This is a genomic window from Staphylococcus cornubiensis (assembly GCF_900183575.1).
Lineage (GTDB): Bacteria > Bacillota > Bacilli > Staphylococcales > Staphylococcaceae > Staphylococcus > Staphylococcus cornubiensis.
On sequence record NZ_FXUZ01000015.1, the window covers coordinates 1 to 14,937 of the forward strand.

11 protein-coding genes are annotated in these 14,937 nt (G+C 38.2%); 6 read left to right on the plus strand and 5 right to left on the minus strand.

The annotated features are described in order from the left end of the window. Positions 1-128: 128 nt before the first annotated feature. The 5 genes from CCE82_RS10705 to CCE82_RS10725 all read right to left on the minus strand — a co-directional run bounded on the left by CCE82_RS10705 (position 129) and on the right by CCE82_RS10725 (position 6,457). Entirely contained in the window at positions 129-1,022 is an 894-nt protein-coding gene (locus CCE82_RS10705; RefSeq protein WP_086429375.1) for a PTS system mannose/fructose/sorbose family transporter subunit IID, read from the minus strand. After that, on the minus strand, positions 1,009-1,905 hold the full coding sequence (locus CCE82_RS10710) for a PTS mannose/fructose/sorbose/N-acetylgalactosamine transporter subunit IIC (RefSeq protein ID WP_086429376.1): 897 nt from the start codon (positions 1,903-1,905) through the stop codon (positions 1,009-1,011). The genes CCE82_RS10705 and CCE82_RS10710 overlap by 14 nt, the downstream gene beginning before the upstream one ends. 74 nt (positions 1,906-1,979) lie before the next feature. Further along, on the minus strand, positions 1,980-3,494 hold the full coding sequence (locus CCE82_RS10715) for an arylsulfatase (RefSeq protein WP_086429377.1): 1,515 nt from the start codon (positions 3,492-3,494) through the stop codon (positions 1,980-1,982). A gap of 622 nt (positions 3,495-4,116) precedes the next feature. Further along, positions 4,117-5,304: a lipoteichoic acid biosynthesis MFS flippase LtaA gene (ltaA, locus tag CCE82_RS10720; protein WP_086429378.1), complete on the minus strand. Its 1,188-nt coding sequence runs from the start codon at positions 5,302-5,304 to the stop codon at positions 4,117-4,119. After that, complete coding sequence (locus CCE82_RS10725; protein ID WP_086429379.1) at positions 5,282-6,457, minus strand: diglucosyl diacylglycerol synthase; 1,176 nt, start codon at positions 6,455-6,457, stop codon at positions 5,282-5,284. Before CCE82_RS10725 ends, ltaA begins: the two co-directional genes overlap by 23 nt. Positions 6,458-6,879: 422 nt before the next feature. Between CCE82_RS10725 and CCE82_RS10730 the strand changes: the two genes are divergently transcribed. The 6 genes from CCE82_RS10730 (at position 6,880) to CCE82_RS10755 (ending at position 14,838) form a co-directional block, all read left to right on the plus strand. Further along, positions 6,880-8,364 (plus strand): UDP-N-acetylmuramoyl-L-alanyl-D-glutamate--L-lysine ligase, encoded by a 1,485-nt coding sequence (locus tag CCE82_RS10730; protein ID WP_086429380.1) that lies wholly within the window; start codon positions 6,880-6,882, stop codon positions 8,362-8,364. Further along, the gene (locus CCE82_RS10735; protein ID WP_086429381.1) at positions 8,354-8,593 is read left to right on the plus strand and encodes a YueH family protein; all 240 of its coding nucleotides are present in this window, start codon (positions 8,354-8,356) and stop codon (positions 8,591-8,593) included. The genes CCE82_RS10730 and CCE82_RS10735 overlap by 11 nt, the downstream gene beginning before the upstream one ends. A gap of 20 nt (positions 8,594-8,613) precedes the next feature. Beyond that, entirely contained in the window at positions 8,614-10,176 is a 1,563-nt protein-coding gene (locus CCE82_RS10740) for a peptide chain release factor 3 (RefSeq protein WP_086429382.1), read from the plus strand. Positions 10,177-10,643: 467 nt separating this feature from the next. Next, positions 10,644-11,450: a TerC family protein gene (locus CCE82_RS10745; protein WP_086429383.1), complete on the plus strand. Its 807-nt coding sequence runs from the start codon at positions 10,644-10,646 to the stop codon at positions 11,448-11,450. A gap of 360 nt (positions 11,451-11,810) precedes the next feature. Then, the gene (locus tag CCE82_RS10750) at positions 11,811-13,463 is read left to right on the plus strand and encodes a S1C family serine protease (protein ID WP_086429384.1); all 1,653 of its coding nucleotides are present in this window, start codon (positions 11,811-11,813) and stop codon (positions 13,461-13,463) included. A 16-nt stretch (positions 13,464-13,479) separates the two neighbouring features. After that, positions 13,480-14,838 (plus strand): TrkH family potassium uptake protein, encoded by a 1,359-nt coding sequence (locus CCE82_RS10755; protein ID WP_086429385.1) that lies wholly within the window; start codon positions 13,480-13,482, stop codon positions 14,836-14,838. The last annotated feature ends 99 nt before the right edge of the window (positions 14,839-14,937 follow it).

A 14,937-nucleotide genomic window follows, 5' to 3' on the forward strand; every position in this document is an offset into this window, starting at 1 on the left:
GGCTGATACCATTAGCCCAGCTTGCAGAGTTGGCTTACGCAAGATATTGAACCGCCGAGTACGGAACCGTACGCTCGGTGGTGTGAGAGGACGAATAGTCAATTAATGACTATTCTCCTACTCGATTTTTATAATTTTTGTAAAATGCCTAAACTTGAGAAAAGAATGGCTACGATAATTACGATGAAGATGGCACGTGTCGAATTCATATTTTTACGACCTAATAGCCAATACACACCGAACACGACTGCTAATGGCACAAGGCGTGGTAAAATCATGTCTGCATTTTTACTAAAGTTGACTGTGACGTCACCTAATGTTGGCTCAAATGCGAATTTCACACGAATCATTGTCGCAACGAGTGCACCGACCATGAAGACCCCCATTAATGTCGCTGCGTTGGTTAATGATTCTAAACGATGTTGCATTGTTGTAACGAGTGAAATGCCTTCTTTATAAGCGAATGGCAATTGTTTCCATCTAAATCCGATAATGAATAGAACTGCGAAGAACCACAATAAAATACCGAATGGATTACCGTCTGCTGCCATGTTTGCTGCGATAGCACCGAAGATTGTCGGAATTAATGAACCGAAAATGGCATCCCCAACTGCCGCGAATGGTCCCATTAAACCAACTTTAATCCCTTTAACTGATTCTTTTGCTTTGAGGCCTTCATTTTCTTCCATTGCGATGTCAATCCCCGTTACAATCGTATTAAAGTAGTTACTTGTATTGAAGAATTGCGCATGTGTACGCATCATTTCTTTTAATTCAGGTGAGTTATCGCCATAGATTTTACGTAATTGCGGTAAAATCGTAAATAAGTAACCAGATCCTTGCATACGCTCGTAGTTCCAACCCCATTGGAAGAACAGTAAACTACGTAAGTTGATTTGACGAAAATCTTTCTTCGTGAGTTGATAGGGTTCTTTGGGAGGTCGACCTGTTAATGTTGGATCTTCAAATGGATTGTTTAATGCTAAAGGTTCTTTTGAATTTTTTGTTTTAGAGTTCGTCATCTTCTATTTCCCCCTCATCATCTACATTTGACTGTTGACGTTGTTGACCCGCATATCTTGGTGCTGTTTGTGTGCTACGTTGGTAAGCCATTGCTGCTAAACTGAAACCGATTAAAGCAACAGCAAGCATTGGTAATGGTCCCATTGCAGCTGTGAAGTTTTTGTCTAAACCAGCGACTGAAGTACCTAAAGTTGTTAAACCACCAAAAATCGTAACAAATAATGCAGTAATGATGAAACCAAGAATAAAGTATGGATAATGACGTTTTAATGGTAAGTATTTTAATAAGATTGCAAAACCAACAGCTGGTAACAAAGCACCTGCTAATGTTAAACCGTCGCCTAACCATTTTAAGTCTGTGTTTAAGTAATTTACGACGGGTTTAACGATATTGCTACCGAAAGTTAAAGCTAAAAATACTGGTACCGCACGTGATAATGACCATGGAATCGCACCGTATAAGTAGTTACGTTCGATAGCGCGATAGTCCATTTTTTCAATTTTGCTATCAATACGGTGTGCAAAGAATGTGTTTGTGAAACGCGCTAAAATGTCAGTTTGAATCATTAAGCTCGCTACCGGTACACCTAAAGTTGCTAACGCTTGTTCTGGATTCATACCAATTGCTACTGAAAAGGCAACAGCTAAGACAGTACCTGAGTTGGCATCAATATGAGAAGCACCACCAAATGTCCCAACACCGAGGATCGTTAACTGCATACCGCCCCCAATGATTAGACCTGTAGTGACATCACCCATAACGAGACCACTGATTAAGCCGGCCATGACAGGTTGTGCTAAAAATCCAAACGATAAGTTATCGAGGATTTGGACACCTGCATAGACTGTTAAAAGTAAAATTTGCCACCATAGAATATCCATAATTTTCAACTCCCTTTATGTTAACGCTTACATAATATATTTAAACTAAAGCTATATGTGCAGTACATATAGCTTTAGAATAAAACAGTGTGATAGTGATCAAATGATTGACGTTGTGCAGATTTGTTTCGGGCTTGTAAATGAGCGAGTGTAGGTTTGGTTTCAGTCAAAATTTGAAGTTCGCCATTTTTCACAAAGCCTTCTTCTCTATCAGTCAATGCTTTAATCAATTGTTGTTTTAATTCATTTTTAATGTCTTGATGTTCAGCTTCATGAATTAAGTTGTGTTTTTCGTGAGGGTCATTTTCATAATGAAACAGTTGTTCAATACCTCTCACTGGATACCACGTATATTTCCAAGAGGCGTTCATAATAAATTGGTTCGAATCTTTACCGAAACTATGCTCACCATGTAAATATTCGCGTGTTTCAAATGTTTCATCGTAAAGGGCAGGTTTTAAGCTCACACCATCAATATTTTGAGGAATGTCGATATTAGCCAAATCTAATAAAGTAGGGTAAATATCTCTTAACTCTGCAATTTGATGTAAATCGCGGTGTTTGCCTTTTAATAAGTTGCCTTTATCGTAAATCATCATCGGAATATGAATACTACCTTGGTATGGATAAGCTTTTCTAAACAAATTGTGTTCACCTAATTGATCACCATGATCAGAGACAAATAAAATAATCGTATTTTTGGCGATACGTTGTTCATTTAATGCGATAAGGAAACGACCGATTTGGTGATCGATATGTGTGATATTACCGTAATAACCTGCACGCATACGATCTAATTCATCTTTATGATAATGCCCTTTTTTAGCGGTAATACTAAATGGTAGCGGCTCTTCTATATCTTTCCAGTCGCCTATCTCAATCTCAGGAAACTCATCTATTTTGTTCATATACATATCAAAATAGTATTGTGGTGGATTGAGTGGTGGGTGAGGGCGTGTAAATGAAAGGTTTAAGAAAAATGGTTTTTCGGGGTCTCTTCTTTGTAAAAAACGAATCCCTTCATGTACGACCCAGTTTGTTGGATGATACTGTTCCTCATACATCCATGGACGCGCAACCCATGAATTTGGTTCGATGCCATCGTCCATTAAATCCGCGCGGTGGCCCAGCTTTTCTTTCAACCACATTAAATAATCGTCAGCGTATTCAAAATTTTGGCCATAAGGTGCAGTGTATTTGCGTGCTTCATGAAGATAGCCGTCATGTAGCATCACATGGTCAAAGCCAATGCGTTTTCGTTCGGGCGTGACGTGTAATTTACCCACTGCTTCTGTTTGGTAACCTGCATTTCTAAAACTGTCTGCCATAAATTGATCATAAGCCCAAGCGACATTATCTTCATAACCGACGCGACCATGATGTGCTTGTGTCAAACCCGTCATCAGAGCTGCACGACTCGCAATACAGCTAGGGACTGCGGTATACATTTGATTGAAATGGTAACCTTGAGAGGCCAACATATCTAGATGTGGTGTTGAGACGACAGGGTGGTGATGATGACCTAACGTGTCAAAACGTAATTGATCCACACAAATCAGGATAATATTCGGTTGTTGATGCGTATTCATCCAATCTCTCCTTTCTCTATTTAATTTTAAAATAGCATTAATGGTATACATTGACAATATGACCAATTTGACAGGGATTACAAAGGTTTTTAAGGTCTTGGTGTAAGCGTTTACTTTAAAATAAGGCGTTCTCACTTGTTATGAGTGGTTATGACCAGTTTTTGAAATTTTCATCAAATTGACTAAAATTGTTGCTTATTTTCAAATGTAACGCTGTTTTCTATATGAATGTCGCCATAATTGAATAGAGTTCAAGTAGACACGTATAGAAATGATAGATTCAGCTTAGTATTGAGATGAAGGGTGTGTGGACAGAGACATGGTGGTAAATTAATGAAGAAGAGATTAATACGGGTATTGTATAGAGATGGGGGGCGTTGTGACGGAAGCGAACTATGAGGTAATTTTTGATGTTGTAGTGGAGATACCGAGATATGGGCAACAAACAGGTTTTATTTTAGCTATACAAGGAACACAAAATGTCGGTTGAACGATAGTATTCAAACGTTTCCAAATTAGTCGATGCTTTTGATTCACACTATAGACGATTTTAAATAGTGGTGAACAGCAAATAAAATGAGAATGTCTACACGAGGCATGCGGACATTCTCTTATCATCATTTTAAGTATGGAAACGTCGTTGTTTGACAAAATAAACACCATAGAACAGAGCTAAGAAAAAGATGAGTAGCGCTGCGAAATAAAACGTAAAAATAGGACTCCCCATGAATTGTGATATCGGACCACCGAATAATGGCCCTAACATGGCACCAAAACCTTGAATACTGTTGATGACGCCCCAAGTTTCTTCTTGTTCACTCGGATGAATAAACTGTGCCATAAATGTGTTCCACGTCGGTAAAAGTAAACCGTACAGTAAGCCGATGAATAATGCGATGATCCAAACGATGATGATTTGTTGAATCAACGTTAGCGCGAAAATAGCTAAGCCATAAATGATAAATCCTACAAAAATGACACTGTACATAAAGCGTGTAGAGTAAGCATCAATCATTTTAGATAAGAACAGCATCGAAATCGTACAACCAATGCCCCCAATCACAATAGCTACAGTATATTCAACTGTACTTACACCGACGATATCCACTGCATATTGAGGTAATACAGGAATGAGCGCACTAATCGCAATACCTTGAAGCAAAATTCCTGGAAAAAGCACAAGGTGACGTTTGGATACACTTACAATTTGTCTCAGCTGCTGTCTCACATTTTTTGTATTATAATCCGTTAATGTTACCTTAACAAAATAATAAAGAATAAAGGCAAGCGCAACACAAAGTGACATTAAAAAGTTAAAGTGTGTCGGATGTGCTTTGAAGATTAAGTTCATTCCAATCATGCCGGCTAACATCCCTGCAAGCCATGCAAAATAGACGTAACCCATCTGTTTGCCACGTGTACTTTCGTCTACACTTGCGAGCATAATCACCCAGATTGGACAGACGGCAATACCGAGCATGATGGCACTCAAAATAAGAATGAGTGGGGAGGTCGGCATCCATATAATTAAAAATAGACTCACTAAAGCGAGAAAAAAGCCCGAAGTGAGTACAATTCTAGCGCCAAAACGTTTCAATACAAAGCCCACAAAAAAGTTTGTCACTGAGTCAGAAATAAAATGTATGGAAATTGCAATTGAAGTAATACTAACGGCAATAGTAGTTGCTGTTGGTAGTAATGGTAAATAACTTAATACATACATTCCTCTTGCAAATTCCATCAGAAATAAAATGACTAATAGGATATAAAAATTCCGCTTAGCCATCTTATTTGACGAGTAGTTTTGCATATAAAGGCACCTTTCCGTATACAGTTTCGAATGTTGAAGCATTGTAAAGTAAATCTAACAAGTCTTGGCATAAACGTTTTGTCGCATGCGGTTGGCGTGCTTCATTCATGTTGTGAATCATATGGTCAATTTCATGCGAGTGACGTGTTAAATATGTGACAATATCAATCGCTTCAGATGGTGTGTTTGCAATTCTACCGAAGCCTTTTTGTTCGAAGTAAAGTGCGTTTTCTAATTCTTGACCTGGTGCAGGATTCAAGAAAATCATCGGTATTTTTCGAATTAATGCTTCAGAAATCGTAATACCACCTGGTTTGGTAATCATTAAATGACTTGCCGCCATCCATTCATTCATATGATGGGTATAACCTAAAATCAACACGTTAGGATTATCTTTAAACGCAGCGGTCAATTGACGCTTTAATTCTTTACTATGACCACAAACCATTACGACTTGTGCATTTTGACTTTCATCAAGAATACGTTGAATCATCTCGTCAAATCCTTTAGACACACCGAAAGCACCCGCCGACATTAAAATTGTTTGCGCCTTAGGGTCCAGGTGATGTTGACGCAACCAAGCTTCTCGGTCGATCGGCTCTTCAAATTGTTCAGATATCGGAATGCCTGTCACTTTAATGAGTTCTCCTGGAATACCCACTGATTCAAACTCTTTTTTCAAATCATGTGTAGCTAAATAATAGCGTGCCGAATTTGGCGTAATCCAGTTTTTGTGCATACGATAATCCGTCATCACTGTAGCAATGGGGATGTTCATATTAAACTGTTCTGTCAATACAGACATGACTGGTGTCGGGAAAGTCACCAAAATTAAATCTGGTTTTTCTTTTAAAAGTAAGTTGAGTAATTTATTTAAACCGTAATATTTATAGAAGCACTTATCTAATTGATCAGGGCGACTATAATAAAATGCTTTATACATACGGCGGAAATATTTAAAACTATTGATGTACCACTTTTTAGTAATTGTTGTCATAATCGGATGTGCTTCTAAAAACAAATCACGTTGTACAACTGTAAGATTTTCAAGATTCATTTGATTCAACTGTTCAACAATACTGTTCGTCACTTGAATATGGCCATTGCCGAATGAACCGGTGATAATCAATATTTTTTTCTTTTCAGTGATCATGAAAGCCACCCTCCGAGATATTTAGACTTTAACTGGTTCTATGTTAGTGTACCGCAATTATGACGTCTTGTGAAAAGTTTAAGGTATTTCTTACAAAACGATAACAATGTTAAAATCATTTTGACTGTACACCTCATTGTAAAAGATGAGAAAATGTGTATATGAGACGCAATTTTTACGATAAATTCATTATATTATCTTAATATACTCCATAGTCCGGCACAATAGTCATTTACATATTTCAGTCTTGAGATGTAAGAAAAATAAAATAATATTTAAATCAATATACCCGATAATTAAATTTTTAATCGCATTTGTCTGATAAAAAGCAGTTGTCGCGCTATAAAAATACGTGACATTTAATAGGATTTCAAGTAAAAAAGTGTATAATAAGTGAGTGTATATATAAAGGAGAGATGTCTGTGAATGCACAACAATTATTTGATCATATTTTAATTAAACAAGTCATAGGACGTTTAGATATTGAAGTGAATGATATTACGACAGATTCGCGCCAAGCAACAGCAGGAAGCATTTTTGTTGCATCAAAAGGCTATACCGTTGATAGTCATCGTTTTGCTCAAGACGTCGTGGAACAAGGATGTCAGATTGTTGTTGTGAATCGCGCGCTTGAATTACAAGGTGACGTCACACAAGTGGTTGTGCCAGATACGTTACGTGTTGCCAGTCATTTAGTGCATCATCTTTATGGATTCCCAAGCAAGCAACTCACGACGATTGGTGTAACAGGCACGAACGGTAAGACATCTATTGCAACGATGATTCATCACATCTATCGCAAATTAGGTAAGGGCAGTGCTTATTTAGGTACGAATGGCTTCCAGATTAACGAAACAGTGACAAAAGGTGTAAACACTACCCCAGAAACCGTTGTATTAACTAAAAAAATACATGAAGCGGTAGAGGCGGGCGCTGAAGCAATGACGTTAGAAGTATCCTCACATGGCCTGAGTTTAGGGCGCTTGAGTGGGGTTGAATTTGACGTCGCGATTTTTTCAAATTTAACACAAGATCATCTCGATTTTCATGGTACGATGGAAGCATACGGTCATGCGAAGTCGTTGTTATTTAGTCAATTAGGACAAGATTTGAGTCGTGATAAATACGTCATTATTAACGCGGACGATCCATTTTCTACCTATTTAAAGTCAGTTACACCTTATGAAAGTTTAACATACGGCATCGAACGAGAGGCGCAGTTCATGGCAACGAATATTCATGAATCATTACAAGGCGTGACGTTCGATTTTGTTACACCATTTGGTACATATCCAGTGCGTTCACCATACGTTGGTCGATTCAACATTGCGAACTTAATGGCTGCGATGTTAGGGGTATGGGTGAAAGGCGCGTCACTTGAAACGGTGACTCAAGTTGTTGCTGATTTAGAACCCGTAGAAGGCCGTTTAGAAGTGCTCGACCCGTCATTGCCGATTGATTTAATTATTGATTACGCACATACAGCAGATGGCATGTCGAAGTTGATTGATGCGGTCGAACCATTCGTCAAGCAAAAGCTCATTTTTCTTGTCGGTATGGCGGGTGAACGTGACTTAACGAAAACACCTGAAATGGGACGTGTCGCTTCACGAGCGGATTATGTGATCTTTACACCAGACAACCCAGCAAATGATGATCCGAAAATGTTGACAGCTGAGCTTGCAAAAGGTGCGACACATAACAATTATGTCGAGTTTACCGATCGTGCGGAAGGCATTCGACATGCGATTGAAGTGGCAGAACCAGGCGATACAGTCGTACTTGCTTCTAAAGGACGTGAGCCGTATCAAATTATGCCAGGTCATGTCAAAGTGCCACATCGCGATGATTTAATTGGATTAGAAGCGGCGTATCAAAAATTCGGTGGAGGTCCAAATGAAGATTAGGGAAAGTCATAGTGAAAACTACTCAGCAAAAGTTTGGTTATATCACAATCAAAAGGAACATTATATTGTCGTATCGATACCAGATTTACACTGGTCGATTCAAATAGAAGATACGTTATATGGTGAAGCATTAACAGAACATTTATTTGTGCATTTATTCAATGTGATTGATGAGGAAGAAGCACAAATTTTAGCATTACGTATTACAAGATGGATACAAGAAGTTTGATGAATTAAAGGAGACGTGCAATGAGTATTAAAAAAGAAGTAGAATCCCGTAAAACGTTTGCGATTATTTCACACCCAGATGCGGGGAAAACAACACTAACTGAAAAATTATTATTCTTTAGTGGTGCCATTCGTGAAGCAGGGACTGTCAAAGGGAAGAAAACAGGTAAATTCGCTACGAGTGACTGGATGAAAGTCGAACAAGAACGTGGGATTTCGGTAACAAGTTCTGTCATGCAATTTGATTACGATGATTTTAAGATTAACATTTTAGATACACCAGGGCATGAAGATTTCTCTGAAGATACGTATCGTACATTAATGGCGGTCGATAGTGCGGTCATGGTGATTGACTGTGCGAAAGGGATTGAGCCACAAACGTTAAAACTATTTAAAGTATGTAAAATGCGTGGAATTCCTATTTTTACTTTTATTAACAAACTTGACCGTGTCGGAAAAGAACCATTCGATTTGTTAGATGAAATTGAATCGACACTCGGTATCGAAACATATCCAATGAACTGGCCAATTGGAATGGGACAAAACTTCTTTGGCATTATTGATCGGGAAGCACGCACAATCGAACCATTCCGTGATGAAGAAAACATTTTGCATATTAATGGAGATTATGAATTAGAAGAGTCTCATGATATTGCGAATGATAGCATCTTTACACAAGCGATTGAAGAATTGATGCTCGTGGATGAAGCGGGTGAATCATTCGATAAAGATGCACTCATGCGTGGTGATTTGACACCGGTCTTTTTCGGATCAGCATTAGCGAATTTCGGTGTGCAAAATTTCTTAAATGCATATGTTGACCATGCACCGATGCCACACGCACGTCAAACGGATGAAGATGTCGAAGTGAGTCCATTTGATACAGATTTTTCAGGCTTTATCTTTAAAATCCAGGCGAATATGGACCCTAAACACCGTGACCGTATTGCATTTATGCGTGTCGTGAGTGGTGCATTTGAGCGTGGTATGGATGTGACGCTGCAACGAACAGGTAAAAAGCAAAAAATCACACGTTCAACAAGTTTCATGGCTGATGACAAAGCAACCGTTAACCATGCTGTCGCGGGTGATATTATTGGTTTATATGATACAGGCAATTATCAAATTGGGGACACACTTGTTTCAGGCAGTCAAAAGTTCCATTTCAAGGCACTTCCTCAATTTACACCTGAAATTTTTATGAAAGTATCGCCGAAAAACGTCATGAAGCAAAAGCATTTCCATAAAGGGATTGAGCAGCTCGTGCAAGAAGGTGCCATCCAGTATTATAAATCACCACATACGAATCAAATCATTTTAGGTGCGGTGGGGCAACTCCAATTTGAAGTGTTCGAACATCGTATGAAAAATGAATACAATGTCGATGTCGTGATGGAACCTGTTGGCAAAAAAATCGCACGTTGGATTGAAAATGAAGAAGATGTTCAAGATAAAATGAGTACAAGTCGTTCGATTTTAGTAAATGATCGTTACGACAACAAAGTCTTCTTGTTTGAAAATGATTTTGCGACACGTTGGTTTGAAGAAAAATTCCCAGAAATTAAATTATATAGCTTACTGTAATCAATGAAATCAGGTCATTTGAGAACGAATGGACTGTAACAGGCGAACTTTGCGTGAGGTGCGCGCACGGTTCGCCTTTTTAATCATTGATACATCAAGTGAACAATAAAAAAATGGAAGCGTTGGTTTCTATTATTTTTAAATTTCAGGATAATAGACTGTTATTTTCATAAAAAATTGGGTATAATGTTAACATCATAATTAAATACCTGTGACTGACTATTGTCAGAGGGGAGTAACTTGATTAGCGTATCCAACGTTAATAACGCTTTGTCGTCATTACGAAGAATTTTATGTTCTTCCGGTGAAGCGGGCATGATAAATTTGCTAAGTGAGACCTTTGCTATTGATTTAGCATGGGTCTCTTTAATTATGTCTTTCACTGAGCTTGAGTGTTCAAGCGCAAAATGGAATGATACAGGGCGAGGACATGTGCCCATATAAAAAATTGAAGGAGTGGTCTAGGAATGGATCCGAGTTTGTTATTATCTTATGGTTGGGTCGTATTAGTACTCGTCTTTTTAGAGGGACTATTGGCCGCAGATAATGCAATTGTAATGGCTGTCATGGTGAAACATTTACCACCAGAACAGCGTAAAAAAGCACTATTTTATGGTTTGTTAGGCGCATTTGTTTTCCGTTTTATCGCACTATTTTTAATTAGTATTTTAGCGAATTTCTGGTGGATTCAAGCGATTGGTGCGGCATATTTAATTTATATGTCAGCTAAAAACTTATATGACTTTTTCAAACATAAAGGTGGAGAACACGAGCACCCAGACAACGATGATCATCACTTCGATGAGTCAGGTGTTGAGAAAAAAGTAAGTGCAAAAGAATTCTGGGGTACCGTGCTCAAAGTTGAAGTTGCAGATATTGCCTTTGCGATTGACTCAATGTTGGCTGCATTAGCGATTGCTGTAACATTACCGACGATTGGTGTACATTTCGGCGGTATGGATGCAGGTCAATTCGCAGTGATGTTTATCGGTGGACTTATCGGTGTGATTTTAATGCGTTTTGCTGCAACATTCTTCGTCGAGTTACTCAACAAATATCCTGGCCTTGAAGGAGCGGCTTTTGCGATTGTCGGATGGGTCGGAATTAAACTTGTCGTACTTGTATTAGCACATGACGACATTGGTGTCATTCCACACGATTTCCCACACTCTACATTGTGGCAAATCATCTTCTGGGCTGTGATGATTGGTCTCGTATTGATCGGTTGGTTTACATCAGCAGTTCATAATAAAAAATATGATGCATCTAAATAAAAACTGAATAAGGGCGAATGACTGGCTAGACCGATGTATGTGTCTAGTCAGTTTTTTTAATTTCTGTAATCGTGACGTACGACTTTTTAAACGATTAAAATATTTTGATTTTACTTACATCGTCATGTATTCGCAGGCGTTTCTTATGATTTACCCTACCTCAGTTAAAATAGCAGAATGATGAAATGACTTAATACATCGAAAAATTTGTCAAAATAAAGCATCGTAAGTATGATACATATAGTCATAAATACAACTTAAACACTATTCAAAAAGTTTACAATATATAAGTAAATATTACAGAAATTTAAGTAACGATATGTCATAATAGATAAAAGAGATACATAAGGAGGGCGTGCAATGGACCGAGATAAGAAACATGTGATTCCAAAGCAACATTATAAGCGCAAACGTCGCGAATATTTCCATAATGAAGAGCGTGAAGAGAGACTCAAAGCTGAAGAAAAAGAGAACGCGCTCAAAGCTAAAAAGGAAAAAGAACAAGTCAAAAATAATGAAGAACGTGTGAAAGATAATCTACGTAAAGCACGTATTGAAAAATTAACGCATGATGATAGCGATAAAAATCATAAACCATCCGCAAAAACAACCGAAGAAAAAGCAGAAAGTGCACGACCTCTTGAAGATACATCATCAGTGACAATCAATGGAACTCAAGCAGAGGATGCACAACATACGGAGGCATTAGCAGGGACTACGAATGATACGGCTAAGTCCGTTCAACATTCACCTGAGGCGTCCACAGAAGCACAAAATGACCAAGCGGATACAAAGGACAGTCCACAAACAGAAGCGTCGAAACATCAATATACGACGAAGCGTGACTGGACTGAAAAAGTAACACAGTTCATCTCGAGAGAATGGGCAAAAATTTTAATTGTACTTGCTGTTATTTTAGTTCTGTTATTATTGTATGCGATTTTTAATAACGTCAATAAAAGTGATAATGACAATACGAAACAAGCATTACAAACACAACAGCAAGAAAAAGGAACGCATAAAAAAGTAACACAAACGATGGCCAATGCGAATACAGCTATAAAATCTGTCGTTTCTATTGAAAATAATAGTCAGCCAACACCGGATGCAGTTCAAGATTCAGACAATCAGGCACAAGTTGAAAAAGAAAGTGGGTCGGGTGTCGTCTACAAAAAAGTAGGCGACACTCTTTATATACTGACAAATGCACATGTCATAGGAGACCGTAAAGAACATGAAGTGACATACGGTAACAAGCAAACAGCTACCGCTAAAGTCATTGGTAAATATAAACTCGCTGATATTGCTGTCATGATAATGAAAGCACCTAAAGGCGACGCGTTAAAACCACTTGAACACGGAGATTCTAGTGCGGTTGTATTAGGAGAGCCGGTATTAGTCGTAGGTAATCCATTAAGTCTTGATTTCCAAAATACGGTTGGTGAAGGAATTGTGTCAGGCTTAAATAGAGATGTGCCTGTCGATCTCAACCAAGATGATGAATATGATACATTATTAAGTGCATTCCAAGTTGATGCACCGATTAATCCAGGTGATTCAGGCGGCGCGGTAGTCGATCAAGAAGGTCATTTAATTGGTATTGCTTCATTGAAAATTAGTATGCCTAACGTTCAAAATATGGGATTTGCGATTCCGATTAACTCTGCGTTAGCTATTGCGCAAAAAATCGAAAAAGAAGGTGACATCCCACAACCGAAGACTGATATTGAAATGCAAAACGTGGCGGATATAGACAAAAATACACGTGATGAATACAAGATCCCTCAAGAAGTGACAACAGGTGTCGTCGTTCGAAAGATTAACGACAACAGTCCAGCGAAAAATTCTGGTTTGAAAAAAGGCGATGTCATAGTAGAATTAGATAGTAAACCTATCAAAGATAATTTGGCTTATAAACAAAAGTTAGTACAACATATCGATCAACAAAAGCCAGTGAAGTTAAAGGTTTTACGTGAGGATGAGGTGAAGGAAATCTCATTCAAATTGAAATAACTTTGGGGTGAATGACTTGTCCATAGTCAAATTACTACTAAAAAAATCCAGCCCACAGCAAGGGATTGTCTTGTATTACCTTGTCGCAATTGTTGGCGCATTTTTATTGCTCAATTTGCCAGGTGTCCATAAACCCGGTGTGAAAGTGGCGCCGATTGATACGTTATTTGTAGCCGTATCCGGTGTGAGTGTGACAGGGTTAACACCAGTCAATATTTCTGAAACATATTCAGCATTTGGATATATTGTTTTGTTGGTCATTCTCAACATTGGTGGTATTGGTGTCATGGCAATTGGTACGCTATTGTGGGTTGTATTAGGCAAGCACATTGGCATACGTGAACGTCAACTCATTATGTTAGATAACAATAGAGAGTCGATGAGTGGGACAGTCAAACTCATATTAGACATTGTGAGAGCGATTTTAGCAATTGAATTAGTAGGTGCAACACTTTTAGCATTTTACTTTTATCGAGATATTCATAATTTGAAAGAAGCCATATTAGAAGGAGTATTTGTGTCGATTTCTGCCACGACAAATGGTGGATTAGATATTACAGGAGAATCTTTAATCCCATACGCCGATGATTACTTTGTACAAACGATTGTGATGTTTCTCATTGTATTAGGCTCTATTGGTTTCCCTGTATTATTAGAAATTAAAGCATATATTAAAAACAGAATTCCTAACTTCCGTTTTTCGCTTTTTACGAAAGTCACGACATCCACATATTTAATTATTTTAATTGTCGGTGTGATCGGTATTCTATTAATCGAAGCAAATGGCGTGTTCGCAAACCAGTCGTGGCATAAGACGCTATTTTATGCGATGTTTCAGTCTGTGTCGACGCGAAGTGCAGGATTACAAACATTTGACGTGTCACAGTTTTCAGATGCGACAAATCTGTTGATGGGTGGATTGATGTTTATCGGCTCCTCACCAAGTTCTGTAGGCGGGGGTATACGAACGACGACTTTCGCGATTATCATACTGTTTGTGATTAACTACAAACCGAATGCTGAAAAGTCATCGATTAGAGTGTTTAATCGTGAAATTCATAACCAAGATATCCAACGTTCATTTGCTGTATTTTGTATTGCGATTGTGATGACATTTGTTGGAACATTTATCATCATGTTAAATGAAGGGCATCATATCGATTTCATTAAGATTTATTTTGAAATTATGTCCGCATTTGGTACGTGTGGATTATCGACAGGGATTACTTCAGAGCTCGGCAGCGTGTCAAAAGTCGTCTTGATGATTTTAATGTTTATCGGACGTGTAGGCTTGATTTCATTTATTATTATGATGAGTGGGAATCGTGAGCCAGCGAAGTATCATTTCCCGAAAGAACGCATTCAAATTGGCTAATCATTAATAGCATCAAAAAATTTCATGTCCCATCCGCAAATAAGAAAGCCATACCATGTTTTAATTTCTGACATGGTATGGCTATTTTTATAGATGATT